Consider the following 24,521-nt stretch of genomic DNA (forward strand, 5'->3'; position numbering starts at 1 on the left):
GAAAACGTGGCGACGCCGCCAGATCAGGGGAGGGTCGTCCGCGCCTCCACCTCGGAGCTTCTCATCCTCAGCCGGACCCGCTCGCGATGCAGGGTGTAGAGGCCGGCACCGACGATCAGGGCGATGCCGCCCCAACTGGTCGCATCCGGCCATTCGCCGAACACGGTGATGCCGGAGACGATGGCCCATATCATGACCGAGTATCGGAATGGCGAGACGAGCGAGACTTCGACCCCACGGAAGGCGAGGATCATGGCGTGATTGCCAACAACGACGACGGTTGCCGCCGCGAAAAGCAGCCCGACGTGGGTCAGGCTCGGGGGGACCCATGTCTGGAACGGGATCATCGCAGCTCCGAACAGGGCCACCGCGACGCAGGTTGTCAGCGTGATGACGATGGTTGGAATGCGCGGGTCGATGAAGCGGGTGACCATGTCGCGAATGGCGCAGAAGGCGACGCTGGCCAGCGCCATGGCCGTGGCCGAGCCGGCGACGAAGCCGGCGCCGCCCGGCTTCACCACCAGCAGCATGCCGAGGAATCCGGCAGCGACCGCCGACCAGCGACGCCAGCCGACCTTCTCCTTTAGAAGGGGGCCGGACAAGGCCGTGATCAGGAGCGGCGTGATCAGGAAGATGGCGGTGATGTCGGCGATCGGCATCGACGCGATGGCGGTGATGAACAGGAAGGCGACGACCGCCTCGAGTCCGGCGCGGGTCGCCACCAGTGGCGATGCCGCCATGCCGATCTGACGGGCATGGCCGGCGATCACCAGCCAGGTGAAGACCATCACGGTCGCGAAGGCGCCGCGGATGGCGATCATCTGGCCGGAGGGCAGGTCCTCCGCGACCACCTTGACCAGCGTGTCATTGGTCATGAAACAGGCCATGGCGGTGCACATGGCGATAATGCCGCGCCGGTTGGCGCCGCTGGCGACCGCAGGAGCGGTGAGGGAAGTCACGGGAGTGCTCCCGCCTGGGCAAAGCGGTCGAGACGGAAGAGCGAGAGATCGTGTCGGCTGCTGCCCCTTGTGGTCAGGTCGGCGAGGATCTCGCCGATGACGCTGGCGAATTTGAATCCATGGCCGGAGCAGGGGGAGGCGACAACGACCTGCGGCAGGCCGGGCAGCATGTCGATGACGAAATGCTCGTCGGGCATGTTGGTGAACAGGCAGCAGCGCAGCGCCAGGGTCGGCCCGTCCGCTGCGGGGAAGACGTCGCGCATGACTTCGCGCAGCGCCGCTTCGTCCCGGGCGTTCGGCTCCCGCGACAGGGTATCGGCATGGCCCGTCTCCCGGCGGTGGTTGTAGAGGCCGATCTTGAAGCCTGGAACATGGAAGACCGGGAACTGGTAGCAGGATCCGAAGCGCGTCTCGACGATCGAAACCGGGAAGGCACCGAGCGCGAAGGGGGCGGGATCGCGCGGCTGGAACCAGCCCAGCACCTGGCGCTCGGGCACGGCGAGGTGGGCAAGGCCGGGCGCATGGTCGGCGATCCAGGCCCCTGTCGACAGGATCAGACGTTCGGCCTCATAGGTCGCCCGTGTCGTGGTGACCCTGACCCCGCCACCGGCTGTGGGTTCCCAGCCGGTCAATGCCTCGCGCCCGCGGATGTCGGCACCCGCCGCCATCGCCATCGTGCTCTGGGCGACGATGGCGCGCTCGCTCATCACGAAGCCGGCATCCGGCTGGAAATTGGCGACATGCCCATCGTCCAGTCGATAGGCCGGAAAGCGGCGACGGGTCTCGCGCGCATCCATCAGTTCGTGGGGCAGGTCGTGCTCACGGCAGGCCGCAAGCGATCCCGCGACGATCCGTCCATCGGCCGGGCCGGCGTCGAGCCCTCCGGTGACATGGAGCAGTTGCTCGCCGAAGGCCGCCTCCGTCTCGCGCCACAGCTCATAGGCCCGCCGCAGCAGCGGCACATAGAGCGGGTGTTCAAAATAGGCGAGGCGGATGATGCGGTTGATGCCTTGGGACGAGCCCATGGCATGGGGTATGTCGAAACGCTCAAGGCCGAGCACGCAGCGTCCCCGCCGGGCCAGCTGATAGGCCGCGGCGGATCCCATCGCGCCGACGCCGGCGACGATCACGTCGTAATGGGCCACGCTTCGGCGCTCCGGTCGTTTCGTCCCTGCGACCGTGCTACCGCCCGGCAGGCCGTTGGTCGAGCGTCGCTTCGTCGCATCAGCCCCGCGAAGGCTACCGCCGTCGGCCGTCTGCCGATGGATGCACTCAACCGGGGCCTGCATGGACGACAAAGCCGGGCTGGCCGGGCCCGCCGTTCCCTCGGCGCAGACAGGTTCCAGTCTGACGATAGCTGCGCTCCACCCGCTCGTGGATCTGCGCGAAAATCGGGTCAGCCGTCGCTATCTTCTCCGCAGCGCGAACATGCTCGTGCCCGATCGTCAGCGAGGCCACGTAGCCAGTCGCATCGCCGCGCAGCTGAGCCGCCATGAGCACGACGGTCAGGACGACATCCACAGCGAGGATCGCCGAGATGGCAATGAGCCAGCGGGCGGAGTTCGCGAAGGCCGCGCGGCGCGGGCGCACCACAGGCGCGACCGGGACAGGCACGACATTGGGGCGGAGTGGATCCGTGGGATCAACCCCGGCGGCGGTCATCGTCATCAGCTCGAAGGTCGGCCGATAGCTGCCCGGCGCCATCCGGATCCGCAGCGGATCGCGCGCTCCCGGGCCGGCATAGTAGAGGTCGAGGGCATTGCGCAGCCTCATCGCTGCGACGCGCACGGTCGAATCGCGGTCCGGGTTGAAATCCGGGGACCGGCCGAGGCCCTCGACGGCGATCGTATAGGCCTTGATCGTGCGTTCGTCGCCGGCAAGCGTGCGCTCGACGACATGGGTGAGGATCGTCGCCGGCACCGATCCGGCCGGAACGAAGGTGGAAGATGTGATGCGGCGCAGCGCGTCCCGCACGGTCGCGGGATCGGGCTGCGGCGTGGATGCAGAGGTCATCGCGGACGCCTTTGGAAAAGAATCGCCACTGCGCGCGAAGGCGACGGACGACGGTTGATCAGGGATGCCTGTCGGGTCCGTCGCAGTTTGATCCGCCAAAGCGAGCCGCCCGTCTGGCGCGGCTTAAGCAAGAGAATTGCGACTGAAAAGTGGCAAATTCCGTTGCGTCAATTGCATGGGTGTCAATCGTCTTAAGTATTGGCATAATGTTGCAGAGGGGAAGTTCTAGACGAAACGATCTTTCATCCGCCCGTCATGCTCATGTGACGCGACACGGCCGGCTGACGGGTGCGGCGATCGATCACGAAATCATGACCCTTGGGCTTGCGGGCGATGGCGCGATCGATGGCCTCGCTGAGCAGATCGTTTGACTCTGACGCCCGGAGCGGCGCGCGCAGGTCGGCCGCGTCATCCTGTCCGAGGCACATGTAGAGCGTTCCGGTGCAGGTGATGCGCACGCGGTTGCAGCTCTCGCAGAAATTGTGGGTCATGGGCGTGATGAACCCCACCCGCCCACCGGTTTCGGCAACATCGACATAGCGCGCCGGTCCGCCGGTCCGATGCGGGCTCTCGGTCAGCGTCCACCGTTCGCCGAGCCGCGCCCGCAGCAGCGACAGCGGCAGGTACTGGTCGAGGCGGGAGGGCTCGATGTCGCCGAGCGGCATGACCTCGATGAAGGAAATATCCATGCCCTTGCCGTGGGCCCAGGCCACCAGGTCTTCGATCTCGGCCTCGTTGACACCGCGCAGCGCCACGGCGTTGATCTTGACGTGGATGCCGGCGGCAAGCGCCGCGTCGATTCCCTTGACGACCGCGTCAAGGTCGCCCCAGCGGGTGATCTCGCGGAACTTCGCCGTGTCCAGCGTGTCCAGCGAGACGTTGATGCGCCGGATACCGCAGGCAGCGAGATCAGCGGCATGGCGGGCGAGCTGTGACCCGTTGGTGGTCAGGGTCAGTTCGTCCAGCGTCCCATGATCGAGATGGCGTGACAGCGACCGGAACAGAGTCATGACATCCTTGCGGACCAGCGGCTCGCCGCCGGTCAGGCGCAGCTTGCGGACACCCTTGCCGATGAAGGCGGAGCAGAGACGGTCAAGCTCCTCGAGCGTCAGCAGGTCTTTCTTCGGCAGGAAGGCCATGTTTTCCGACATGCAATACACGCAGCGAAAATCGCAGCGGTCGGTCACGGAGACGCGCAGGTAGTCGATCGATCGTCCATAGGGATCGATCATCGGCAGCGGTCTCGTCGCAGCTTGGTCGAACATACGCACCTCCCGGTCGCGTCCCGGAGGATGGCGACCGCCTCTTTTGTCTATTTAGGCGTTGACGGCGCCGTCGTCACCTCCTGCGAGATTGAAGAGGGCGAAAGAACAGTCTACCTCTCCGATCCGTCCTGCGTCACGTCTCAGACAGGAGCTCCGCCATGACGGAGATCAGTAGCGTCGAGAGCGCCACCGGCCGGCAGTACGCCTGGCCGACCGAACTCAGGCTGTCCGCCGACCGCCGGCGGCTGACAGTCACTTACGACGACGGGCATATTTTCGCCCTCGACGCCGAATATCTCCGTGTGGAGAGCCCGTCTGCGGAGGTGCAGGGGCATTCGCCGTCTGAGCGCAAATTCGTCGGGGGCAAGAAGGACGTCCAGTTGATCGGCATCGATCGGGTCGGGCATTACGCCGTCCGCCTGACCTTCGACGACATGCATTCCTCCGGCATCTATTCATGGGACTACCTGTATGAGCTCGGACGAGACCACGACGCGACCTGGACCCGCTACCTCGACGGACTCGCCTCCGCCGGCGCCTCCCGCGACCGCCCCGGCCGTTGAGCTCGGACCCGACGACCGGATGAAGCTCGACGAACTCTCCGCCGCGCTCGCAGGCCTCAGCCTCGATCGGCCGGTTCCGCCCTTGGGCTCAGCCGCCCCCGCTGCCGCCCCCCCGCCGGTGCCATCCGAACCCGTCGCCGTGCTGCCGTCGCCCATGACGGGTGTCGTCGCCCCCGACCTGCCCCCCGTCGCGCCCGTTCCTCCCCCGCCGGTCGCCGTCGCGCCACCACCTGTGGTGAAACCGGCCCCCGTTTCCGCTCCCTCCCTGCCCACGAGTTCCGCCGCCATGATCCCCTGGATCGAGACCAAGCAGTTCACCGTCGACCTGTTTCCCAACTGGACCAAGACAGAGGGCGACAAGGAGTGGAGCCTCGGGGCGGTCACCGTGGACGTGCCCGCCATCACCAGCCGTCTCGACCAGCTCATCGCCTCGCTGAACGAGGACCAGTGGGAGATCAAGATGGTCGTGCCGCTCGACAAGAGCCTGACCTATCACGAGCATCAGAAGGTCGTGCGGGCGGGCAGCCGCCGCGAGCCCGAAGCCGTGCTGGGCGCCTTCGGTCTCGGGTGGGCCGCGGGCACCACGGCCTCCCTGCTCGTCGTCTGCCAGCGCACCGAATGGCTGGAAGCTGCCGATTACCGCGCCCGTATCGACGCCCGGAACGCCAAGCTCGCCGGCGCCCAGCGCGAGCGGGACCGCGCCCAGGCGCTTGACCACAACGCCGCCGTCAATGCCAAGATCACCGCGGCCCAGACGGTTCTCGACGACCTCAAGACCCATGGCGTCAAGGTGAAGAAGTCCGGCTTCCTGCGCGGCGAGAAGTTCGTCGTCGACGGCGCCGAGTTCGCCAACCGGACCGAAGCCGAATCGGCCCTGCGCGCCCGGATCGGAGAGCTCGAGGCCGACCTCGCCGCGCTGCCGCGGCAGTTGAAGGCCATGCCTTAAGGCGTGCCGGGCAGGACGGGCCCGTGCTGCCAGGCGGCGCCCACTTCAATCCGACCACCATTTTCGCCATCGCGCCGACGCGGCTGCCTCGGCGGTTGCGCACAGGGGAAGCCGTGTTAGGCTCCCGGCCAAGACGGGATCAAACCCGCATGCATTCATCTCAGGAGGAACCATGACCAAGTCTATCGACAGGCGCACCGTGCTCGGCTTGGCGGCCGGAACGCTCGCCACCCCCTTCATCGGCACCAAGGGCTTCGCGCAGAGCTACCCGGCCCGTCCCGTGACCTGCATCGTGCCCTTCGGCGCCGGTGGTTCGACGGACGTCATCGGCCGCATCGTCTGCGAGAAGCTCACTCAGAGGTTCGGGCAGAGCTTCATCATCGAGAACCGCGCCGGTGCCGGCGGCAATGTCGGCGTGGCGGCAATCGCACGCGCGCAGCCCGACGGCTACACGATAGGCATGACGACCATCTCCACCCACGGGATCAATCCTAACCTCTTTGGCGATCGCCTGCCGTTCAAGCCGATGGACGATTTCGAGTTCATCGGCCTGTCCTCGTCACAGCCGAACTTCCTCTGCATCCACCCCTCGATCCCGGCCAACAATCTGGCGGAGCTGATCGCCTATCTGAGGGCCAATCCAGGCAAGGAGAACTTCGGCTCTTCCGGAATCGGCACGTCCATCCACTTGTCGGCTGAACTGTTCATGCAGCTCACCGGTACGCGCATGACCCACGTGCCGTTCCGTTCCTCGGCCGCGCTGGTGCAGGGGCTGATCACTGGCGAGGTCAAGCTGTCCTTCGACAATTTCACCTCGCCCTTCCCGCACTACAAGGCCGGCACTATTCGCGGCATCGCTGTCACCTCGGCCACCAGGGTGGCAATCGCTCCCGAAATCCCGCCGCTCAACGACACCCTCCCGGGCTTCGACATCACCTCTTGGAACGGCTTCGTCGCCCCCAAGGGCACGCCGAAGGAGATCATCGAGGCGCTGGAGAAGGCGCAGATGGAGGCGCTGAAGGACGCGGCCGTCGTGAAGCGCTTCGAGGAGATGGGTGCCGCTGCCATTCCCTCCACCGGCGCCGAAATGCGTCAGAAGTCCGCTACCGAGATCGCCAAGTTCAAGACGATCATCGAAAAGGGCAACATCAAGCTCCAGAACTGATCGTTCTGCTCCCGACAGCCACTGCGCTCAGGCGCGGTGGCTCGCCCGGCTGTCGTCGGGTGCCTGGTCCCGGTTCTCGGTCATGCCGTAGTCGCGCATCACTGCCGCGACGCGCAGGCGGTACCCGGCGAACATGCCGTCCCGGCCTGCCGTCTGCGTCGCCCGGTGCATGGCGTGGTTGCGCCAGGCCTTGACCGCCGCCTCATCGCGCCAGAACGACAGCGACAGAAGCTTGGCCGGGTCGGTCAAGCTCTGGAATCGCTCGACAGAAATGAAGCCATCCATCGCCTCCAGTTCCGGCCTGAGCCGTTTCGCGTGCTCCAGATAGCCGGGGAGAGCGCCCTCCGCCGGCACGACCTCGAAAATCACTGCGATCATCACCTATCCTTCGGTCTTCTGCGCGCTTCGTGATTAGGGCAGATCGGACCGGCTGTCAGGGGGGGTGCGCAGCACGCCAGACTGTCGCGGGAACCGTCCGGGGGTGCCATGGTTGGTTTCCCAAGAGGTTCGGGGCTGGGGCTTAAGAAAAGGAGATCGCGATGAAGAGGACATTGACTGTCGCCGCCATGGTCGCCGCCCTCGGTGCTGCGCCCGCGCTCGCCAGGCCGGCCATGGTGGAAACCGATCTCAACGTGCGCGCCGGCCAGGGCACGAGCCACCCGGTGATCGGCGTTTTGCCGAAGGGCACCGTCGTCAATGTGCGCGGCTGCGGTGACGGCTGGTGCTACCTGCCCGCGCTCGGAGGTTATGCCAGCGCTTCCTATCTGCAGCCCGTTCGCGGCGGTGCCCTGCGCGCCGAGCGTCGCGTGCCCTATGCCGGGCCCATGGCCTATGATCCGGTCTGGCGGGACGGCTACTACGACGAGCCCTACATCCGTGGCGGCGGGATCGGCTTCAGCTTCGGCACCCCCGGCGTCCATGTGGATGGCTGGCGCTACTGACGCGGTCCCCTGCCGGGTGGCAACCGGCCATAACGGGGATGATGGACGCGGATGATTTTGCCGGTTTCTGTCCGCGGCAGCAACGCATTGGCATGCGTGGCATCTTACCCGTTCCCGGCAGGCAGCCCGCCGCTCTCCGCAAGGGAGGGCGGCGGGCTCTCCCTTGAGGCCTGCTCCCGGCTGTGCTCCGCTGGAGACATCTGCCGCCGCGCGAGTCTCCCCGCCATGACCTTCGGCCTGTTCTTCGCCACCCTCGCCGCCGCGATGATCTATGTGCTCACGCCCGGGCCGGCCTTCCTCGCGATCTTCGCTCTGGCGGCCAGGGAAGGGCGAATGTCGGGAACATGGTTCGTGACCGGCCATCTCGTCGGCGACCTGCTCTGGGGCACGCTGGCGCTTGCCGCCATCGTCGGCGTGAACCAGATGGGTCCGCTCCTCTTCGAGATCCTCGGCCTCGCCTGCGGCGCCTATCTCATCGTGCTCGGCATCCGGGCGCTGATGGCGAGGGAGGCGGCCGGGACGGCTGTTGTCGGCGGCCGTCATCCACTCCTTGCCGGCCTCGTCTTCGGCGTCACCAATCCCAAGGCCTATCCCGTCTCGGTGGCGATGTTCACCGTGCTGGTCGGCCATTATTCCGGGCTTTTGACCTGGGACCTCGCGCCGCAGGTCATGCTCGTTGCTTTCCTCGGCTTCATCCTTGCCGACGTGATCCTGATCGCCGTGGCCGGGCTGCCGGCGGTGCGGCGCTTCTTCATGACCCATGGGTTGATCGTCACCCGCTTCGTCGGGGTGACCTTCGTGCTCTTCGGCGCGAAATCCGTGGCCGATGCCGTGCAGAGCTATCGCCAGCGCGCCTGATCGGTTAATCCGCCGGCATGACAGCCGCGACGAGCGCCAAGCCCTTCCACCTCCTGCCCGAGGAGCCCGCCCGGGCGGCGCTGGTGGTGATCGCCGGCTTCACGGTCCTGCGCATCGCCTTCGCCGGGCTGCTCGGCTTCGGCGTCGACGAGAGCTACACGCTGGGCCAGGCGCGGCGCCTGGCGCTCTCCTATTTCGATCATCCGCCGCTCCATCTCTGGCTCGCCAATCTGTCCATGGTCGTCTTCGGGACGACATGGGCGGTGCGCCTGCCATTCATCCTGCTCTTTGCCGGCACCTCCTACCTGCTCTTCGCCCTGACGCGCCGCCTGTTCGGCGGTTGGGAGGGTGTCTGGGCCGTGCTGGCGCTGAACGCCTCGCTGTTCTTCCTGGCCTCGCCCGGCACCTGGATCGTCCCGGACGGGCCGCTGCTGTTCTGTCTGGCCGGCGGCGTGCTGGCGCTGGCACGACTGTTCTTTCCCGCCCCGGGCGAGAACCCGTCTGCCTGGAAGTGCTGGCTCGTGGCCGGGCTCTGCTTCGGCCTCGCCGGCCTATCCAAGTATTCCGCACTCTTCGTCGTCGGCGGGCTCGCGCTCTTCCTGCTCACCAGCGAGCACCGTCGCTGGCTCGCCCATCCCGCCCCCTATGTGGGCGCGCTTCTCGCGGCCCTCGCCATCTCGCCGGTGATCGTCTGGAACCTCGCCAATGACTGGGCTTCGCTGCGCTTCCAGGCCGGCCGGGGCGGCGGCCGGGGCCTGACGCTCGCCGCCTTCGCGCAGATGCTCGCCGGCCAGTTCGTCTGGCTGGCTCCCTGGATCGCAGTGCCGCTCGCCACCATCGCCGCGCTGAACCTGCGCCTCCTCCGGGATCCGCGCCGCCTCTTCCTGATGGCGCTGGCGGCCCCGACCATCCTCTACTTCACGCTGCAGTCGCTATGGTCGGGCTGGGCCCTGCCACACTGGCCGATGCCGGGCTGGTTCTTTATCTTCCCGCTGCTCGGGGCCTGGATGGTCGCCAATCCCGCGGCCAGTCCCTCTCCCAGGGCCTGGGCAGGATGGAGCGCCGGTCTCGCCGTGATCATTGTTCTCGTGGTCGGCGGGCTGGGCGCCACGGGCCTTCTGACCCGCCTTGGCGTACCGGTCAGGGCCGATCCGACCATCGACGCCTTCGACTGGACGGCGCTGCGGTCCACCCTTGCGGCCAAGGGCGTGGTGCGCGGCGCCGGGCCGGTCGTGATCGGCCTGACCTGGAACGAGGGTGGCAAGGTCGACCTGGCGGTCGGCGACCGAGCCGACGTCATGGTGATCGGGCCCGATCCCCGCGGCTTCGCCTTCCGGCAGGTGCCCCGCGCCTACCAGGGCGCCGATATCCTCATCGTCGCGCTGGCCGGCACATGGGCCCGCCAGCAGGCGACGCTGCAGGGCCAGTTCGCGGTGATCGGGGAACCCGAGCGCCTGTCCATCGGCCGCGGTGGGCGCGCCGAACTCGAGCTTGTCGTCGTGCCGGCGCGGGGCCTGAAATCGCTGGCGCCGGTGAGTGTGGCGGCGCGCTGAAGGCGCACCGGCATGACCAGGACGGCGCGGCGCCGCCCTGGAACGCCTGACAGGCTTACTGGATGCCGCCGAGCATCATCAACTTGATCTCGATGAACTCGTCGAGCCCGTAATGCGAGCCCTCGCGGCCGAGGCCCGATTCCTTGACGCCGCCGAAGGGCGCCACATCGGTGCCGACAAGGCCGGTATTGATGCCGACCATGCCATATTCCAGTGCCTCTGCGACGCGGAAGATGCGGCCGATGTCACGGCCGTAGAAATAGCTCGCCAGGCCGAACTGCGTGGCATTGGCCAATGCCACCGCCTCGTCCTCGGTCTTGAACTTGTAGATCGGGGCGAGTGGGCCGAAAGTCTCCTCGTTGGTCACGAGCATGTCGACGGTGACGCCGGAAATCACCGTCGGCTCGTAGAAGGTATGGCCGAGGGCAGAGCGCTTGCCGCCGGTCTCGACCTTGCCGCCCTTGGCGATCGCGTCCTTGACGTGGGCCTCGACCTTGTCGACGGCGGCTGGCTTGATCAGCGGGCCCTGGTCGATGCCGGCTTCGAGGCCATTGCCGACCTTGAGCGCCTTCACCCTGGCAGTGAACTTGGCGACGAACTCGTCATGCACCGATTCCTGCACGAAGATGCGGTTGGCGCAGACGCAGGTCTGCCCCATGTTCCGGTACTTCGAGACCATCGCTCCCTCGACGGCCGCATCAACGTCGGCATCGTCGAAGACGATGAAGGGCGCATTGCCGCCGAGTTCGAGGCCGACGCGCTTCACGGTGGAGGCGGCCTGCGCCATCAGCAGCTTGCCGACCGGCGTCGAACCGGTGAAGCCGATGAAGCGCACCGTCGGATGCTCGCACCAGACCTTGCCGATGGGAGCGGCGTCGCCGGTGATGATGTTGATGACTCCCGCCGGAATGCCGGCGCGATGGGCGAGCTCAGCCAACGCCAGCGCCGTAAGCGGCGTTTCCGGGGCGGGCTTCACCACCATGGTGCAGCCCACCGCAATGGCCGGCGAGCACTTACGGGTGATCATCGCCGCCGGGAAGTTCCAGGGCGTGATGGCGGCACAGACGCCGATGGCCTGTTTGTGCACGAGGATGCGGTGGTCGGGCCGGTGTTGCGGAATGATGTCGCCATAGACGCGCCGCGCCTCCTCGGCGAAGAACTCGACGAAGGAGGCGGCATAGGCCACCTCGCCCTTGGCCTCGGCCAGCGGCTTGCCCTGCTCGGCGGTCATGATCAGGCCAAGATCGTCCGTGTTGGCGATCATCAGGTCGAACCATTTGCGCAGGATATTCGAGCGCTCCTTGGCGGTCCTTTTCGACCACAGCTTGAAAGCCTTGTCAGCATGAGCGACCGCCTCGGCGGCTTCCGTCGCACCGAAGCGCGGCACGTGGCCGATCGTCTGGCCGGTGGCCGGATTGACGACGGGGTCCGTGGGGGTGCCGACCCATTCGCCGTTGACGTAGCACTGCGACTTCAGGAGTGTCGGGTCCTTCAGCGGCAGGGGCGTGGTCTTCAGGGGCGCGTTCATCGGAGCCTCCGGGGCTTGTTGCGGGACGTGGGGGCTTTCTAGCACCCGCCCGCAGGCGGCGCATCCCGACGGGCGGCACGGCAGCCAAACGTCTGGTGACATTCCCGCCGATATTCGGCATGACCTGCCGGGTCTTCATGGAGAGCACAGGCATGTCGGCTGCCACCATCGTCTTCGATCTCGACGGCACGCTCGTCGACACCCATCCGGACCTGATCGGTACGCTCTCCTGGCTGCTTGAGGAGGAGGGGCTCGACCCCATCGATCTCGAGGCGGCGAAAAAGCTGATCGGCCACGGCATGAAGCCGATGGTGGAAAAGGCGCTGAAGCTGAAGGGCAGGGGCGGCACCCAGGACGAGATCGAGGCGGTCTATGCCCGCTACGTCGCCGTCTACGAGACGCGCCTCACCCGTGATAGCCGCCCCTTTCCCGGCATGCTCGATGCGCTCGACCGGCTGGCCGACGCGGGGATGATCCTTGCCGTCTGCACCAACAAGATCGAACGCCTGGCCAAGAAGCTCCTTTACGAACTGGACATGACGCGCCGCTTCGCCTTCGTCGCCGGGGCCGACACCTATGCGCTCCGCAAGCCCGATCCCCGCCATATCCTGCTGACCGTCCGCGATGCCGGCGGTGATCCTGCGCGCGCGATCATGGTGGGCGATTCCGACACCGATATTCGCGCCGCCCAGGGCGCCGGCGTACCGGTCGTGGCCTATTCCGGCGGCTATACCGCGGTACCGCTTGAAAGCCTCCGCCCCGACGTCATCATCGACCATTACGACAGTCTGCCAGCGACCGTCGCGCGCCTGCTGGATTCGACGAAAGTCTAAGAACGGGCCGCGTCCCGCTCATCGATACGCTTAAGCGACCGTTTACCCTCGTGCGCGACAATTTACGTCATATTGACGCCAATTGACGGGCAGCCAGAGGGAACGCCGATGGACTTTGGCCGCATGCGCAAGGCGCGCAACCCGGCAGATGAGGCGTTGTCGCAGGGGCCTGCAGCCGAGCCAGAGGGGGCGGCCGCGGAAGTCGCGCGTCTGAAAGCCGAGATCATCCAGGTTCGCGACACGATCGGTCTTGTCGAGTCCGATCTCTTGAAGGTGATCGCGGATGTCTCGGACTCCGCCGACCATGTCCATCAGGGCACGGCTGCCGCGAGCCGGGCCCTGGCGGCCATTCGTGACCGCTCGCGCGCGCTTGACCAACTCGCCGCCGGCGCTTCGCAGAATTCGAGCCAACTCGCTGCCGCCACCGAGGAATTCGGGCAGAGTGCCGCGGCGATCGGCGATCGCGTGCGTCAGGCGACGCGTTTCACGCAGGAGGCCATCGAGGCGGCGGGTCTCGCCTCGGCGAGCGTCGACGGCTTGAGAGCCTCATCAAGCGAGATTGATCAGGTGGTCGGCCTGATCGCCAAGATCGCCCGCCAGACCAACCTCCTCGCGCTCAATGCGACGATCGAGGCGGCCCGCGCCGGCGAGGCCGGCAGGGGTTTCGCGGTGGTTGCCACCGAGGTGAAGAGCCTCAGCCTCGAGACGCAGCGGGCGATCGACGAGATCTCGCGGCGCGTCGCCAAGCTGCAGGCGGATTCACAGGCCTCCATCACCGCCGTCCAGCAAATCGCCGGCGCCGTCGATGCAATCCGCCCGGTCTTCGCCTCTGTCGCCGAGGCCGTGGAACAGCAGGTCGCCACCATCGGCGAACTCTCGCGCTCGGCCGGCAACAGCGCCGCCTTCATCGCCGACGTCGCTTCCGGCGCCGGTGCCATCGATCAGGCAGCAGTCCAGGCCGAGACCACCTCCGATGAAGCCGATGAGGCCGGCCGCCAGGCCAAGCTGCTGACCGAGAAGCTGCGGTCGCGCTTCACCATCTTCCTGCGCCAGTCGGAAGTCGGCGACCGGCGTCGCCATGACCGGCTTCCCGTCGAACGCGCCGTCCGCCTCGATGGCCCCGCAGGCGCCATCCGCACGAAGACCATGGACCTCTCCGAAGGCGGGATGCTGCTGGCGGCGGGCGAGGTCGACCGGCTGCCGGTCGGCGCGATGGCGACAGCCGCCGTGAACGACATCTCCACGTTCCGCATCAGGGTTGTCGCCCGGTCGGCGCTGGGCACCCATTGCGAGTTCATTGCGCCGGACGAGGCCGGGCGTGCCGCCCTGGCGAAGACGATCGCCGCGCTGCGCGAGGCCGATGCCCTGCGCATCGATCACGTGGTCAAGGCCGCTGCCGAGATCACCCGTGCGGTGGAACAGGCCATCGAGGCTGGAAGGCTGTCGCGCGACGATGCCTTCGACAATAACTATGTGCGCATTCCCGGCACCGATCCCATCCAGTTCTCGACCCGCTATCTCAAGGTCTTCGAGGAGATCCTGCCGCCCATCCAGGAGCGCTGGCTTGCCGTCGACAGGCAGATGGCCTTCTGCGCTGCCGTGGACCGCAATGCCTATCTGCCGGTCCACAACCGCATCTATGCCCATCCGCAGAAGCCCGGCGATCCGGTCTGGAACGCCGCCAACTGCCGCAACAAGCGCATCTTCGACGACCGTGCTGGCCTGTCGGCGGCCCGCTCCTCGCGCCCCTACCTCGTTCAGTCCTATGTTCGCGACATGGGCAACGGCGTCACGGTCAACATGAAGGAGATCGACGCACCGATCCGCATCTTCGGCCGCCACTGGGGCGGCCTCAGGATGGCCTATCGACTGTGACGGCTCAGGCTCCCTCGGCCTGCAACGCGGCGCGGGACGCGTCCTGGGCGGACAGGGGCGGCACCGGCTTTGCCCCGGCTGCCGGACTTGCCCATGGTGCTGCCTTGAACAGGCGCGCCAGCCAGGCTGCTGCGACGATCCCTGCAAGGCCGGCGAGATTGACCAGGGCCGTCGGTCCGGGCGCATCGCCCACAATGTCGAGCGCGATGCCACCGATCCAGGCAAGCACCGTACAGGCGAGGAAGGCCGGCAGCGACTGGGTGCCGACGAGGGTCAGGACCGCCGCCGCGCGCGTCTCCAGCAGCCAGCGCGCCCCTTCCAGCAGCGACAGGACGAGATAGGCCAGCGCCAGGAAGTGGATGATGCGCACCGGGTGGATGTTGGTCCAGCTATTGGCTGGCAGCACCAGCATCTGCAGGTCGATAAAGACGGGAAAGGCGTCGGTGATCATCCAGAAGTTGAACGGCACCGAGACCGTGACGATAGCCGCAGCCAGTCCGACCAGCGGTGGCCGCGCCAGGGCTGGCGGTTTCCACCAGCCGAGGCCGATGGCGAAGCCGGCGAAGAACAGCACCTGCCAGGCGAAGGGGTTGAAGAACCAGGTCCCGGCATTGTCGGAGCGTCCGGGCATGGCAAGGCCGAAGGCCAGGGCGGCGATGTAGAGCGCCGCCGAGAGGGCGACGGGGGCGACGGGGTGCAGCCGGTGCGCCGCCATCATCACCGGCACCAGCGCCAGCACGACGATGTAGAGCGGCAGGATGTCGAGCAGCATCGGCACATAGGTCAGCGTCACGAGACCGCCCAGCGCCTGGGCCGGCGCCGCGAAGACATGGGCGAGGGCGCGCATGGCATGGCTGTCGGCCGGAGCGAGAAGAACGGTGACGCCGGCCAGCGCGACGAACAGCGCCAGATGGGCCCAGTAGAGCTGCCAGATGCGCTGGATGATCTTCAGCGTCGCCGGGACGAAGCCGGCGCTGGCATAGGTCCGCCCGAAGGCCATGGCGCTGGCGAAGCCGGAGCCGAAGACGAAAAGCTCTGTTGCCGAGGAAAAGCCGAAGCGCGCCGGGATCCAGGCGAGCCAGGGGTTCTGCGGCATATGGGCGATGAAGATGATCAGCATGCACAGGCCGCGGAAGGCATCAAGGCGCACGTCGCGCGGGCGCTTGAGCGGAGCGGTCATGTCGGGCTCGCCTGTCGGTTGCTGCAATGCGGACTACGCCGTGACCGACCGGGGCGTTACACCGCGGCCGCCAGCGCGGCGACATGGCCCCTTCACGCTCTGGTGAGACCAGCGAAAGGTAACGCCGCAGCGCGCCCGGCGAAGAGTCAGTCAGGGGGCGAGGTCGCCCCGCATCATGACCTGAGGGGCCCCGCCATGATCGCCGGCACTGCTCATGCCACCACGAACCAGCCGTTCCGTCTGGGCGGCATCGCCCTGCCGGGCCCCAGGGAAATGCTCGCCCTCATGGTCGGCGGATTCGCCGGCCTCGGCCTGTGGGATATCTGGGCCAATGTCCCCACCGCCATCGTTGCCGGCGGGCCACTGGAGCCGCCGGGTCTGATCAAGGCGCTGTTCGCGGCCCGTCTCGGCTTCGAGCCCTCCGACGTCGCCGCCAAGGCGCTGCACTACATCACTGGCGTCGTCGGCTATCCGCTCGGCTATTATCTCCTGACCCGCAACGGGCTTGCGCTGGGCCGGCGCTGGAACGGCTGGCTCTGGGGCACCTTCACCACCTTTATCGCGCTCGGCATCTTCGCCCCGCTCGCCGGCCTGCCCTTCCTGCTCCTTGCCTGGGGCGGCCAGCTCACCATTATGAGCACGATCGGCCATGCCCTCTATGGCGCCATGGCGGCCTATGTCACCGAGATGATGCTCGACCGCGACCGCAGCTGACTCGTCGCTACGCGGCCCCGGGATCCACATCGCGACATTTGCTGCGACAGGGACAAGGAACCGGCAACCCTGATCGCCGTCAGGGCTTGCCCGTTAACCATTCCTGTACGAGAAAGTCGCCATCGTGCCGCTCAAGAGCACGTTTGAGGATGCGCGCATGACCACCATCAAGCTGCAGATCCCGCCGGACCTCCTGGCCGCGGTCGACCGCTTCATCGAGGAGGAGGTGCCCGACGTGAGCCGTCCCGACGCGCTGCTCGCCGCCCTTCGCGCCTGGGCCGTCGGCAATGGTCTGATGCTGTCCTGGCGCAGCCCGCAGGACCCGCCCGCCACCTGGCCTGCGGCCGCCAACGACGGGTGAGGGGCTCGCGCCCCTTCCCCGCGCACGGACATGACGCCCGGCCTCTGCGCCGGGCTTTTCCTTTCGGTTGCCTCGCGGCTTAACGGTACCAGAGCGTCGGCAGCGCCGTGGTGAACCACGGGAAGACCGAGATCAGCACCAGCACGAACAGCAGCGGCACCAGGAAGGGCGTCACGCCCGATACGGTGCGTTCGAAGGAGATATTGGCCACTTTCGACAGGACGAAGAGCACCATCCCGACGGGCGGTGTGATCAGGCCAATCATCAGATTCAGCACCATCACGACGCCGAACTGGACGGGATCGATGCCGACCTTCAGGATGATGGGCATCAAGATCGGCACGAGAATGGAGATCACCGCGATCGTCTCCATGAAGCAGCCCACCACCAGCAGGAAGAGGTTGATGAGCAGCATGATCAGCAGCGGGTTGTCGGTGATCGACAGCAACCCTGTGGCAATCGCCTCGGTCACGCGCGTGGTGGTCAGCACCCAACCGAACAGCGACGCGGCGGCGACGATGATGAGCACGCTGGCCGTGGTCTCGATGGTCTCCACCGTGATGCGGTAGAACTGTTTGAGCGACAGCGACCGGTAGAGCAGCGCCCCGAGCAGCAGCGCCCAGGCGCAGGCCGCGATCGCCGCCTCGGTCGGCGTGAAGATGCCCAGCGACATCCCGCCGATGATCAGCGCCGGTGTGAACAGCGCCGGGATCGCGCGGACGAAGGTCTGCCCCAGCGCCTTCATCCGGAACACCTGGTCGCGGCCGATCCCGTGCCGGCGTGCATACCAGGTGACGTAGAACATCAGGATCACCGCCATGAGGACTCCGGGAATGAGCCCGCCGGCGAAGAGCTGGCCGATGGAGACATTGCCGACGACGCCGAAGATCACCATCGGCAGCGAGGGGGGGATGATCGGCCCGATGGTCGAGGAGGCCGCGGTGATTCCGACGGCGAACTCGTCCTTGTAGCCATGGTCGCGCATGGCCTTGATCTCGATCGTGCCGAGGCCTCCGGCATCCGCCACGGCCGTTCCCGACATGCCCGCGAAGACCACCGAGCCCACGACATTGACGTGGCCGAGGCCGCCTTTCATCCAGCCGACCGCCGAGACGGCGAAATCATAGATGCGGTTGGTGATGCCGGCGGTGTTCATCAGGTTGCCGGCGAGGATGAAGAAGGGCACGGCCAGCAGCGGGAAGGAATCGACGCCGCCGGCCATGCGGTGGAGCACCACGAAGTCCGGGATCATCGTCTCGAACTTGATGTAGGCGAGTGACCCCGCCGCGAGTGCCACGAAGATCGGCGTACCGAGGAGCAAAAGGATGACGAAGATGCCGAAAAGCCAGAACATGCTCAGCCCTCAATCGATGATGAGGCCCTGACGGGCCGGGTCCGGGCGCCAGCCACGGCGGGCATTGGCGATGAACATCTGGCCGGCACGCCAGAGCATGAGCAGGCAGCCGACGAGGATGCCGCCATAGACGATGCTCATCGACAGGTCGAAGACCGTCATGCGCTGGATCTCCATGCGCTCGGTCACCTGCCAGGCGAACCAGACGAGCAGGGCGACGAAGCCCAGCACGATCACGTCGATCAGGAAGTTGAGCAGGCGGACGGCCGGTGCCGGAAGGAACTGATGCAGCACCTCCACGGCGATGTGGCTGCGCCGGCGCATGGCCACTGCCGAGCCGACGAAGGTCACCCACATCAGCAGGTAGCGGGCGATCTCCTCCGTCCATGCGAAGGACGAGTTGAGGATGTAGCGGGAGAAGAACTGGAGGAAGACGACGAAGGCCATCAACCAGAACAGGGCGAAGGCGATCCAGTCCTCGGGATAGTGCTCGATCTGCACATCCGGGTCTTCGACGACGATCAGATGATCGGCGCCGGGCGCGGTCGGGGGCTGCGGTGACATGGGAACCTTGTCGGCCAGGCGGTGTGGGACGCTGCAGGGGACGGTGGCGCCGGCGCAGGCACCACCGTCCCCAGTGTCGGAGCGGAGCGGGCGGCGGGGCCGCCTCAGCTGGAGGAGGCGAGCCCCTGGAGTGCGTCGTATTCGGCCTTCGACCAGCCGGCGCCAGAGGCCGCATCGTTGTGCAGCGGCACAGCCGCAGCCCGGAACGCCGCGCGGTCCGGTGAGATGACGGTCTTGCCGAGCTTGCGGAATTCCTCCGCCAGCTTCTGCTCGCTCTCGCGGATCTGGTTCGACGCGCGCGAGGCGGCCTCCATCAACACGTCCGAGAAGATCTTTTTCTCCGCGTCGTTCAGCCGGGCCCAGATGTGGCTGCCGACGATCGACAGCAGCGACTCCGTGATGTGGCCGGTGAGCATGATGTGGCTCTGCACCTCGTAGAACTTCTTCGCCATGATCGTGGGAAGCGGGTTCTCCTGGCCGTCGACCGTGCCCTGCTGCAGCGCCAGATAGACTTCGGCGAAGGCGATCGGCGTGGCGTTGGCGCCCACCGACTTGGTGAACATCAGGAAGAGAGGCGCCGGCGGCACGCGCAGCTTCATGCCGCGCATGTCCTCGGGCTTGTTGATCGCACGGTTGGCGGTCACATGGCGCTCGCCGTAATAGGTGAGGGCGGTCACCTTGTGTCGCGTGCGGCCCTCGTAGCCCGAGGCGATCTGCCGGAACAGCGGCGAGTCGCGGTAGGCCCTCCAGTGGTTGAAGTCGCGCAGCACATAGGGCGCGTTGGTGATGGCGATCGGCCTGTGGATTGAGCCGGCAAAGGCGACGCCGGTATAGATGATGTCGACCGTTCCGAGGCCGAGCGCCTCGTTGATCTGGTTCTCGTTGCCGAGCTGCGAAGCCGGGAAGACCTCGATCTGGTATTTGCCATTGGTTCGCTTGGCGATCTCCGAGGCGGCCCAGAGCGCATCGGTGTGATAGGGCTCGGCGGTCTCGTAGACATGGGCCCATTTCAGCTTCGTCTGCTGGGCGCGCAGCGGCGTGGCGCTGAAGGGGGCGATGGCTGTCGTTGCAAGTCCGGCGCCCGCGATCAGGGCGTTGCGGCGTGTGATGGTCATGGGGTGTCCTCCCTACCCGTGGTGGTGATGGTTTGGGCGGTTGATCCGCCGCTTGTTGCCGCGCCGCCCTTGGCGGGTGCACGCGGTGTGAATGTCTCAGGCGCGCTTCAGGTCGGGCCGCCCCGTATCCTCCAGGAAAAAGTCCGGATTGAAGCGCTCGAGATCCTCGGCGCCGAGTTTGAGCCCGTCGAGATGCCGGCCCATGGCTTCGGCGGCGGCGTCCGGCCGGCGTTGTTCGATGGCCTTCAGCACGGCGTCGTGCTCGGCGACCACCCGCGCCATCCGTCCGGCGAGGGGCAGGGTCAGGCGTCGGAACCGGTCGACCTGCAATTTCACATGCCTGACGAGCGACCAGACGCCGGGATGGCCGCCGGCAGCGGCAATCGCCTCGTGAAAGGCCTCGTCAGCCCGGTGAAAGGCTTCGGTATCGCCGGCTTCGGCTGCTTCCGCCGTGCGGGCCACGATGGCGCCGAGCTCGATGATCTGGCTTCGGGACGCGCGCTCCACGGCAGCGCGTACCGCATGCTGCTCCAGAACCCGCCGGATGGTGATCGCTTCGGGAAGGTCGGCGAGCGGGATGCGCGAGACATAGGTCCCTGACTTCGAGACGATGTCCACCAGCCCCTCGTCCGACAGGCGCAGCAAGGCCTCGCGCACCGGCGTGCGGCTGACGCCGTGCTGGGCGGCGATATCCTTCTCGTTGAGCTGAGACCCCGGTGCGAGACGGAGCGACAGGATATCGTCGCGCAACAGGCCATGGACCGTCGTCGCCGCCGTCCGGCCGCGTGACGCCCTGTCCCGCACTCCCCCGATCACTGTCAGCATATCCACTCCTGATATGAGAGGTACACCTGATATATCAGCTTGGCAACGGGCTCGGGAAGAATGCAGGTGGCGCGGGGGATCGGGTGTGGCGCGAGATTGCGCAGCGAGTCGCGGTCCGTGATCACGGGGTGACGACGCGGCCAGACCGACGTGACAGGAGCAGGACCCGTCAACTGGCGTCAGATCCGTACCGGTCCTGACCAACCTGAACTGGGGGTATGGCGATGGGGGAGAGCATGTAGACAGCCGCGGCGCAGGTCCGACGCCGATCCGGTTTGTGGCCGAATTGAGTATGGACGCTGAGTGGCTGCTGCAGCGGAGGGCGGATGCCAAGGCTGTTGGGTCTGACTGCCTTGATGGCGGTGGTATTCAGTACAACCTATGCGTTGATGAATGCCGATGTTCTTGACCCCAGTGCCGGCGTTCGAGCGGTCACTGCGCAAATTCTGGTCCTGGTCGTCAGCATTTTCGGAGCGAGCCGATCCACGTGGGTCGTGGTTACCGCGGTGCTGAATGCCGAGATGCAGGTCTGGATGACGATCCGCGTGTCACGCCATGGCTCCCCTTTGGAATACCGGTTCTGGCTGGCGATTCACACTGCAGTCGGAATGGCATTCCTCGGGCTTGTCATCCGTTCCGCGGCAAAACTAGCGAATGCCGGCGTCTGACCCTGCGTCATCGGACGGTTGGGAGCTATATCCTGCCATTGGGCCGCGGATGGGTTGAAGATCCGGGAATGGTTTTGCCAGGGGGCATCCGTCCGATCTGTTCGCGAAAGGCTGGTGGATCACGCCGCCAACGACGGTACCACGCGATCACAACCAACCCGATCAGCAGGACCGCGGTCATTGCCCAGCCCGTGAGGGCATCGAGGTCGAAGTTAGCCTCACCCAAGATAGTCGTCCTTTGGTATGTCAGGGAAGTCTACCACTGAGACCGACTACGAGAATAACCAGAATGAGCACGGTCACGATAGCCCATCGTCTTGCAGATGAGGCAAACGGAGTAAAAAGCCACAAAATCCAAGGTGGTCGGTGCCCTCGCATCAGCTCTGCTCTTGGTTGTTGCGTCAGGGAGATTCGATTGGGCTCCATCCTACTTGGAAGTTGGAGCCTCCGACAAACCGGGGGCGGTTCAGTATAAGCCACCCAGCCCGCGTGACGTAACGATCCGAGCTGCACTCCCGAATGGGATCTCACGTCTGCCAAGACGGACGGCGATCTTCGATGTCGTTGCCTTGGCTCGACGATCGATGGCCCGTCAAAACAGTCAATGGATCGCCGACATGCTCAATCGCCGTACTCTATTTGCGACTGCTGGCGCTATCGTCGCATCGCCTGCCTACCTCAGGGCTCAAGGCACCCGGCTTCGCTTTGCCGTCGGTCCGTTCCAGCCGACGCCTTCGGACACGCGAAGGGCTTTTGAGCCCTTTTTCAGGCATCTGGCCGAGCGGCTCGGTCGGCCTTATGACCTCGTCGTCACGAATGACTGGGCGGGAATCGCGATCGCGCTGGCCAATGGGCAGGCAGATGTTGCGTGGATGGGGCCCTGGGGCTACGTCCTTGCCCATCATCAGGGCGGCGCGCAGGCCATCGCCACCGTCAAGTACGATGGCAATCCCTTCTATCATGCGATCATTCTCGCACGTCCGGGCCTCACAATCTCCTCCTGGCCCGATGGTGCCAAGGGCTTGCGGATCTCCTTCGCCGATGTGGGCTCGACCTCGGGTTGGCTGATCCCGACCCATTATTTCAGGACGCGCGGGATCGATCCCAAGACCTTCTTCCAGTACCGGGATGGCGCCTCCCATCCGGCCAATGTAACGGCGGTTGCCAATGGCCATGTCGATCTTGCCACAGATTTCGATCGCAATTTCAACGGTATGGCCGATCGCGGCCTTGTCAGGCGCGATGAGGTGAAGATCGTCTGGACATCCGAGCCTTTGCCGAACGACCCGCTTGTTGTCCGCGCCGGCTTTGATCCGGCAATCACGGACCGGATCCGGGAGATTGTCACGGCGATCTCCGAAGGTGATGCACGCAGTATCATGCCCCCTCGCTACACGGGCTGGGTCAGTGCGGATCACAAGGCCTATGCGCTGATCGAAGCGGCGGGTGTTGCTGTTGGCCGCCTGCAGCCGAAAACCTGATGCTTTCCCCGCATGCCGCGCCGGGAGGCGGAACGAAACCGACGTCAAAGGATCCTGGGGTGCCGGACAAGCCATCGACCCCGGTGGCCGCACCGGGGCGACGGCTGGGCTTCTTCCTGCTCCTGCTCGGCGGGGTCGCCTTCTATGCGCTTTGCCTTTCGGTTGCCGAGGTCAGCGTCCCGCGGCTTCTGGAGGGCCTTCCCCGCCTTGGAACCTGGATCGCCCGATCCTGGCCGCCCGACCTGAGCGAACTCGACGTTCTCGTCTACCGAGGCCTCGAGACCGTGGCGATGGCTACGGTCGGCGTGTCATTCGGCGCTCTCATCGCAGCCCCTGTCTGTCTGCTTGCGGCACGCAATACCGGCATCTCTCCGCTTGTTGCCCTTCCGGCACGATGGCTTCTGAATGTTCTGCGCGGGATCGATTCCTTCGTCTTCGCGCTCATCTTCGTTGCCGCCGTGGGGCTCGGGCCATTTGCCGGGGTGCTCGGCATCGCGCTGCATACAGCCGGATCGATCGCCAAGCTCTGGGCCGAAGCCATCGAGGCGACCGAGATCGGCCCGGTCGAGGCGGCTCGGATGAGCGGGGCAGGGCGGCTCAGCGTGTTCCTGCATGCGCAGTTGCCGGATGTGCTGCCGCAACTCTCCTCGATCCTGCTCTACATGTGGGAGTTCAACGTCCGCGCTTCGACGGTGCTGGGCATTGTGGGCGCTGGTGGTATCGGCCAGGAGCTCAAGAACAGTGTCGACCTGCTTCTCTTCGATCGGGTTTTGACGATCCTTCTCGTTATCCTCGTGATGGTCACGCTCATCGACCAGTTGAGCGCTTGGCTCCGGCGGCGGCTTTCATGACCACGGTTCTCGCAGTCTCCGGGCTCTCCAAGCGTTTCGGACACCTGGTCGCGCTTGACGATGCGTCACTGGAGGTGGCTGCCGGAGAAGTGGTTGCCGTACTTGGCCCCAGCGGATCCGGCAAGTCCACGCTCTTTCGATGCATCGCCCGGCTGACCGAACCTGATAGGGGTTCGATTCAGATCAACCGGGTCGCCTATGATGGACTGAAGGGCCGCGCCCTGCGCCAAGCCCGCGGCCAGATCGGTGTCGTCTTCCAACAGTTCAACCTGGTCAGGCGGCGATCGGCGTGTGCCAACGTCATGACGGCGGCTCTGCCATCGCTTCCAGCCTGGCGGGTTGCATTGGGACTTTATCCGCCCGCCCTCAGGGCCAAGGCCGATGATGCGCTGGCATCGGTGGGGCTTGCCGCTCAACGGAACCAGCGCGCCGATACGCTCTCGGGTGGCCAGCAGCAGCGGGTGGCCATCGCACGGGCGCTCATGCAGGACAGCTGCATCCTGCTCGCCGATGAGCCTGTCGCAAGTCTCGATCCGGATGCGGCACGCCTCGTTCTCGGATTGATGCGTGACCTCGCCCGTTCACGCGGCCTCGGCATTCTCTGCACCTTGCATCAACCCGAACTTGCCGCCGAATTCGCAGACAGGATCTTGTCGATGGAGGCAGGTCGCATCGTCAGCCAAGGTACCTGTCGGGCCTGACGATTGGTTCCCTGCCGGCGTGCCCGCTCCATTCGACTCGCGGGGCCAGACGTTCCCGATTTCCGTTTGGCGGCCCCAGAAAGCGACCGGTTGGCAAGGTCAGCTTCGCGCCGCCAAACCGTAAGCAATAGTGGACCCCGAAGGCAGACCCTTCGCAACCTGACCTATTTCGCTGCGGCTTTTTCGGCGCTGAGGACAGCGCTAGTCT

At 66.1% G+C, this 24,521-nt stretch carries 25 protein-coding genes; 14 read left to right on the forward strand and 11 right to left on the reverse strand.

Annotated features, from left to right (window positions below; all coding sequences use genetic code 11):
- Window positions 1-23: 23 nt before the first annotated feature.
- The 4 genes from Q0C57_RS02020 to moaA all read right to left on the reverse strand — a co-directional run bounded on the left by Q0C57_RS02020 (window position 24) and on the right by moaA (window position 4,237).
- Window positions 24-959 (reverse strand): DMT family transporter, encoded by a 936-nt coding sequence (locus tag Q0C57_RS02020; RefSeq protein WP_296571323.1) that lies wholly within the window; start codon window positions 957-959, stop codon window positions 24-26.
- The gene (gene solA, locus Q0C57_RS02025) at window positions 956-2,104 is read right to left on the reverse strand and encodes an N-methyl-L-tryptophan oxidase (RefSeq protein ID WP_296571328.1); all 1,149 of its coding nucleotides are present in this window, start codon (window positions 2,102-2,104) and stop codon (window positions 956-958) included. Before solA ends, Q0C57_RS02020 begins: the two co-directional genes overlap by 4 nt.
- A gap of 127 nt (window positions 2,105-2,231) precedes the next feature.
- Window positions 2,232-2,972 (reverse strand): hypothetical protein, encoded by a 741-nt coding sequence (locus tag Q0C57_RS02030; protein WP_296571331.1) that lies wholly within the window; start codon window positions 2,970-2,972, stop codon window positions 2,232-2,234.
- Window positions 2,973-3,214: 242 nt separating this feature from the next.
- A complete protein-coding gene (gene moaA, locus Q0C57_RS02035) occupies window positions 3,215-4,237 on the reverse strand; it encodes a GTP 3',8-cyclase MoaA (protein ID WP_296571334.1) in 1,023 nt (340 codons plus the stop codon).
- A 158-nt stretch (window positions 4,238-4,395) separates the two neighbouring features.
- On the opposite strand from moaA, the gene Q0C57_RS02040 reads away from it, so the two are divergent.
- The 3 genes from Q0C57_RS02040 (at window position 4,396) to Q0C57_RS02050 (ending at window position 6,911) form a co-directional block, all read left to right on the forward strand.
- Entirely contained in the window at window positions 4,396-4,800 is a 405-nt protein-coding gene (locus Q0C57_RS02040; protein WP_296571337.1) for a DUF971 domain-containing protein, read from the forward strand.
- A 19-nt stretch (window positions 4,801-4,819) separates the two neighbouring features.
- Window positions 4,820-5,746, forward strand: a complete 927-nt coding sequence (locus tag Q0C57_RS02045; protein ID WP_296571340.1) for a hypothetical protein — start codon at window positions 4,820-4,822, stop codon at window positions 5,744-5,746.
- 172 nt (window positions 5,747-5,918) lie between these two features.
- Window positions 5,919-6,911, forward strand: coding sequence for a tripartite tricarboxylate transporter substrate binding protein (locus Q0C57_RS02050; RefSeq protein ID WP_296571343.1), 993 nt, complete (start codon window positions 5,919-5,921; stop codon window positions 6,909-6,911).
- Window positions 6,912-6,938: 27 nt separating this feature from the next.
- Here the strand turns inward: Q0C57_RS02050 and Q0C57_RS02055 are convergent, their stop codons facing one another.
- Window positions 6,939-7,289, reverse strand: a complete 351-nt coding sequence (locus Q0C57_RS02055) for an antibiotic biosynthesis monooxygenase (RefSeq protein WP_296571346.1) — start codon at window positions 7,287-7,289, stop codon at window positions 6,939-6,941.
- 161 nt (window positions 7,290-7,450) lie between these two features.
- Between Q0C57_RS02055 and Q0C57_RS02060 the strand changes: the two genes are divergently transcribed.
- The 3 genes from Q0C57_RS02060 (at window position 7,451) to Q0C57_RS02070 (ending at window position 10,263) form a co-directional block, all read left to right on the forward strand.
- Window positions 7,451-7,852 (forward strand): SH3 domain-containing protein, encoded by a 402-nt coding sequence (locus tag Q0C57_RS02060; RefSeq protein WP_296571349.1) that lies wholly within the window; start codon window positions 7,451-7,453, stop codon window positions 7,850-7,852.
- 225 nt (window positions 7,853-8,077) lie between these two features.
- The gene (locus tag Q0C57_RS02065; protein WP_296571352.1) at window positions 8,078-8,710 is read left to right on the forward strand and encodes a LysE family translocator; all 633 of its coding nucleotides are present in this window, start codon (window positions 8,078-8,080) and stop codon (window positions 8,708-8,710) included.
- Between the two features lie 17 nt (window positions 8,711-8,727).
- Window positions 8,728-10,263: a glycosyltransferase family 39 protein gene (locus Q0C57_RS02070; RefSeq protein ID WP_296571355.1), complete on the forward strand. Its 1,536-nt coding sequence runs from the start codon at window positions 8,728-8,730 to the stop codon at window positions 10,261-10,263.
- Between the two features lie 55 nt (window positions 10,264-10,318).
- Here the strand turns inward: Q0C57_RS02070 and Q0C57_RS02075 are convergent, their stop codons facing one another.
- Window positions 10,319-11,791, reverse strand: coding sequence for an NAD-dependent succinate-semialdehyde dehydrogenase (locus Q0C57_RS02075; protein WP_296571358.1), 1,473 nt, complete (start codon window positions 11,789-11,791; stop codon window positions 10,319-10,321).
- A 152-nt stretch (window positions 11,792-11,943) separates the two neighbouring features.
- Between Q0C57_RS02075 and Q0C57_RS02080 the strand changes: the two genes are divergently transcribed.
- Both Q0C57_RS02080 and Q0C57_RS02085 read left to right on the forward strand, forming a co-directional pair.
- Entirely contained in the window at window positions 11,944-12,624 is a 681-nt protein-coding gene (locus Q0C57_RS02080; protein ID WP_296571361.1) for an HAD-IA family hydrolase, read from the forward strand.
- A 108-nt stretch (window positions 12,625-12,732) separates the two neighbouring features.
- Window positions 12,733-14,499 carry a methyl-accepting chemotaxis protein gene (locus tag Q0C57_RS02085; protein WP_296571364.1) on the forward strand — a complete coding sequence of 589 codons (1,767 nt, stop codon included), beginning with the start codon at window positions 12,733-12,735 and terminating at the stop codon, window positions 14,497-14,499.
- A 4-nt stretch (window positions 14,500-14,503) separates the two neighbouring features.
- Here the strand turns inward: Q0C57_RS02085 and Q0C57_RS02090 are convergent, their stop codons facing one another.
- Window positions 14,504-15,679 carry an OpgC family protein gene (locus Q0C57_RS02090; protein ID WP_296571367.1) on the reverse strand — a complete coding sequence of 392 codons (1,176 nt, stop codon included), beginning with the start codon at window positions 15,677-15,679 and terminating at the stop codon, window positions 14,504-14,506.
- Between the two features lie 195 nt (window positions 15,680-15,874).
- On the opposite strand from Q0C57_RS02090, the gene Q0C57_RS02095 reads away from it, so the two are divergent.
- Window positions 15,875-16,393, forward strand: coding sequence for a hypothetical protein (locus tag Q0C57_RS02095; RefSeq protein ID WP_296571370.1), 519 nt, complete (start codon window positions 15,875-15,877; stop codon window positions 16,391-16,393).
- A 157-nt stretch (window positions 16,394-16,550) separates the two neighbouring features.
- Window positions 16,551-16,754 carry a hypothetical protein gene (locus Q0C57_RS02100; protein ID WP_296571373.1) on the forward strand — a complete coding sequence of 68 codons (204 nt, stop codon included), beginning with the start codon at window positions 16,551-16,553 and terminating at the stop codon, window positions 16,752-16,754.
- Window positions 16,755-16,833: 79 nt separating this feature from the next.
- On the opposite strand, the gene Q0C57_RS02105 is transcribed toward Q0C57_RS02100, so the two are convergent.
- The 4 genes from Q0C57_RS02105 to Q0C57_RS02120 form a co-directional block, all read right to left on the reverse strand.
- Entirely contained in the window at window positions 16,834-18,108 is a 1,275-nt protein-coding gene (locus Q0C57_RS02105; protein WP_296571376.1) for a TRAP transporter large permease, read from the reverse strand.
- A gap of 9 nt (window positions 18,109-18,117) precedes the next feature.
- Window positions 18,118-18,672 (reverse strand): TRAP transporter small permease, encoded by a 555-nt coding sequence (locus tag Q0C57_RS02110; RefSeq protein ID WP_296571379.1) that lies wholly within the window; start codon window positions 18,670-18,672, stop codon window positions 18,118-18,120.
- 104 nt (window positions 18,673-18,776) lie between these two features.
- Window positions 18,777-19,787: a sialic acid TRAP transporter substrate-binding protein SiaP gene (locus Q0C57_RS02115; RefSeq protein ID WP_296571382.1), complete on the reverse strand. Its 1,011-nt coding sequence runs from the start codon at window positions 19,785-19,787 to the stop codon at window positions 18,777-18,779.
- A 96-nt stretch (window positions 19,788-19,883) separates the two neighbouring features.
- Window positions 19,884-20,612 (reverse strand): GntR family transcriptional regulator, encoded by a 729-nt coding sequence (locus Q0C57_RS02120; protein WP_296571385.1) that lies wholly within the window; start codon window positions 20,610-20,612, stop codon window positions 19,884-19,886.
- Window positions 20,613-20,950: 338 nt separating this feature from the next.
- Between Q0C57_RS02120 and Q0C57_RS02125 the strand changes: the two genes are divergently transcribed.
- From Q0C57_RS02125 to Q0C57_RS02140, 4 genes are all read left to right on the forward strand, one after another.
- On the forward strand, window positions 20,951-21,280 hold the full coding sequence (locus Q0C57_RS02125) for a hypothetical protein (protein WP_296571388.1): 330 nt from the start codon (window positions 20,951-20,953) through the stop codon (window positions 21,278-21,280).
- Window positions 21,281-21,897: 617 nt separating this feature from the next.
- Entirely contained in the window at window positions 21,898-22,761 is an 864-nt protein-coding gene (locus Q0C57_RS02130; protein WP_296571390.1) for a phosphate/phosphite/phosphonate ABC transporter substrate-binding protein, read from the forward strand.
- Between the two features lie 83 nt (window positions 22,762-22,844).
- On the forward strand, window positions 22,845-23,612 hold the full coding sequence (gene phnE, locus Q0C57_RS02135) for a phosphonate ABC transporter, permease protein PhnE (RefSeq protein ID WP_296571394.1): 768 nt from the start codon (window positions 22,845-22,847) through the stop codon (window positions 23,610-23,612).
- Window positions 23,609-24,313, forward strand: coding sequence for a phosphonate ABC transporter ATP-binding protein (locus Q0C57_RS02140; protein ID WP_296571397.1), 705 nt, complete (start codon window positions 23,609-23,611; stop codon window positions 24,311-24,313). Before phnE ends, Q0C57_RS02140 begins: the two co-directional genes overlap by 4 nt.
- Window positions 24,314-24,521 lie beyond the last annotated feature (208 nt).

The organism is Phreatobacter sp. (assembly GCF_022843985.1).
Taxonomy (GTDB): Bacteria; Pseudomonadota; Alphaproteobacteria; order Rhizobiales; family Phreatobacteraceae; genus Phreatobacter.

Coding starts and splice junctions, on each gene's coding strand:
- Q0C57_RS02050 (WP_296571343.1), top strand. CDS start 5,919: ATGACCAAGTCTATCGACAGGCGCACCGTGCTCGGCTTGGCGGCCGGA.
- Q0C57_RS02085 (WP_296571364.1), top strand. CDS start 12,733: ATGGACTTTGGCCGCATGCGCAAGGCGCGCAACCCGGCAGATGAGGCG.
- Q0C57_RS02090 (WP_296571367.1), bottom strand. CDS start 15,679: ATGACCGCTCCGCTCAAGCGCCCGCGCGACGTGCGCCTTGATGCCTTC.
- Q0C57_RS02075 (WP_296571358.1), bottom strand. CDS start 11,791: ATGAACGCGCCCCTGAAGACCACGCCCCTGCCGCTGAAGGACCCGACA.
- Q0C57_RS02070 (WP_296571355.1), top strand. CDS start 8,728: ATGACAGCCGCGACGAGCGCCAAGCCCTTCCACCTCCTGCCCGAGGAG.
- Q0C57_RS02030 (WP_296571331.1), bottom strand. CDS start 2,972: ATGACCTCTGCATCCACGCCGCAGCCCGATCCCGCGACCGTGCGGGAC.
- Q0C57_RS02095 (WP_296571370.1), top strand. CDS start 15,875: ATGATCGCCGGCACTGCTCATGCCACCACGAACCAGCCGTTCCGTCTG.
- Q0C57_RS02040 (WP_296571337.1), top strand. CDS start 4,396: ATGACGGAGATCAGTAGCGTCGAGAGCGCCACCGGCCGGCAGTACGCC.
- moaA (WP_296571334.1), bottom strand. CDS start 4,237: ATGTTCGACCAAGCTGCGACGAGACCGCTGCCGATGATCGATCCCTAT.
- Q0C57_RS02105 (WP_296571376.1), bottom strand. CDS start 18,108: ATGTTCTGGCTTTTCGGCATCTTCGTCATCCTTTTGCTCCTCGGTACG.
- Q0C57_RS02100 (WP_296571373.1), top strand. CDS start 16,551: ATGACCACCATCAAGCTGCAGATCCCGCCGGACCTCCTGGCCGCGGTC.
- Q0C57_RS02065 (WP_296571352.1), top strand. CDS start 8,078: ATGACCTTCGGCCTGTTCTTCGCCACCCTCGCCGCCGCGATGATCTAT.
- Q0C57_RS02055 (WP_296571346.1), bottom strand. CDS start 7,289: ATGATCGCAGTGATTTTCGAGGTCGTGCCGGCGGAGGGCGCTCTCCCC.
- Q0C57_RS02130 (WP_296571390.1), top strand. CDS start 21,898: ATGCTCAATCGCCGTACTCTATTTGCGACTGCTGGCGCTATCGTCGCA.
- Q0C57_RS02045 (WP_296571340.1), top strand. CDS start 4,820: ATGAAGCTCGACGAACTCTCCGCCGCGCTCGCAGGCCTCAGCCTCGAT.
- Q0C57_RS02115 (WP_296571382.1), bottom strand. CDS start 19,787: ATGACCATCACACGCCGCAACGCCCTGATCGCGGGCGCCGGACTTGCA.
- Q0C57_RS02080 (WP_296571361.1), top strand. CDS start 11,944: ATGTCGGCTGCCACCATCGTCTTCGATCTCGACGGCACGCTCGTCGAC.
- Q0C57_RS02140 (WP_296571397.1), top strand. CDS start 23,609: ATGACCACGGTTCTCGCAGTCTCCGGGCTCTCCAAGCGTTTCGGACAC.
- Q0C57_RS02120 (WP_296571385.1), bottom strand. CDS start 20,612: ATGCTGACAGTGATCGGGGGAGTGCGGGACAGGGCGTCACGCGGCCGG.
- Q0C57_RS02110 (WP_296571379.1), bottom strand. CDS start 18,672: ATGTCACCGCAGCCCCCGACCGCGCCCGGCGCCGATCATCTGATCGTC.
- Q0C57_RS02060 (WP_296571349.1), top strand. CDS start 7,451: ATGAAGAGGACATTGACTGTCGCCGCCATGGTCGCCGCCCTCGGTGCT.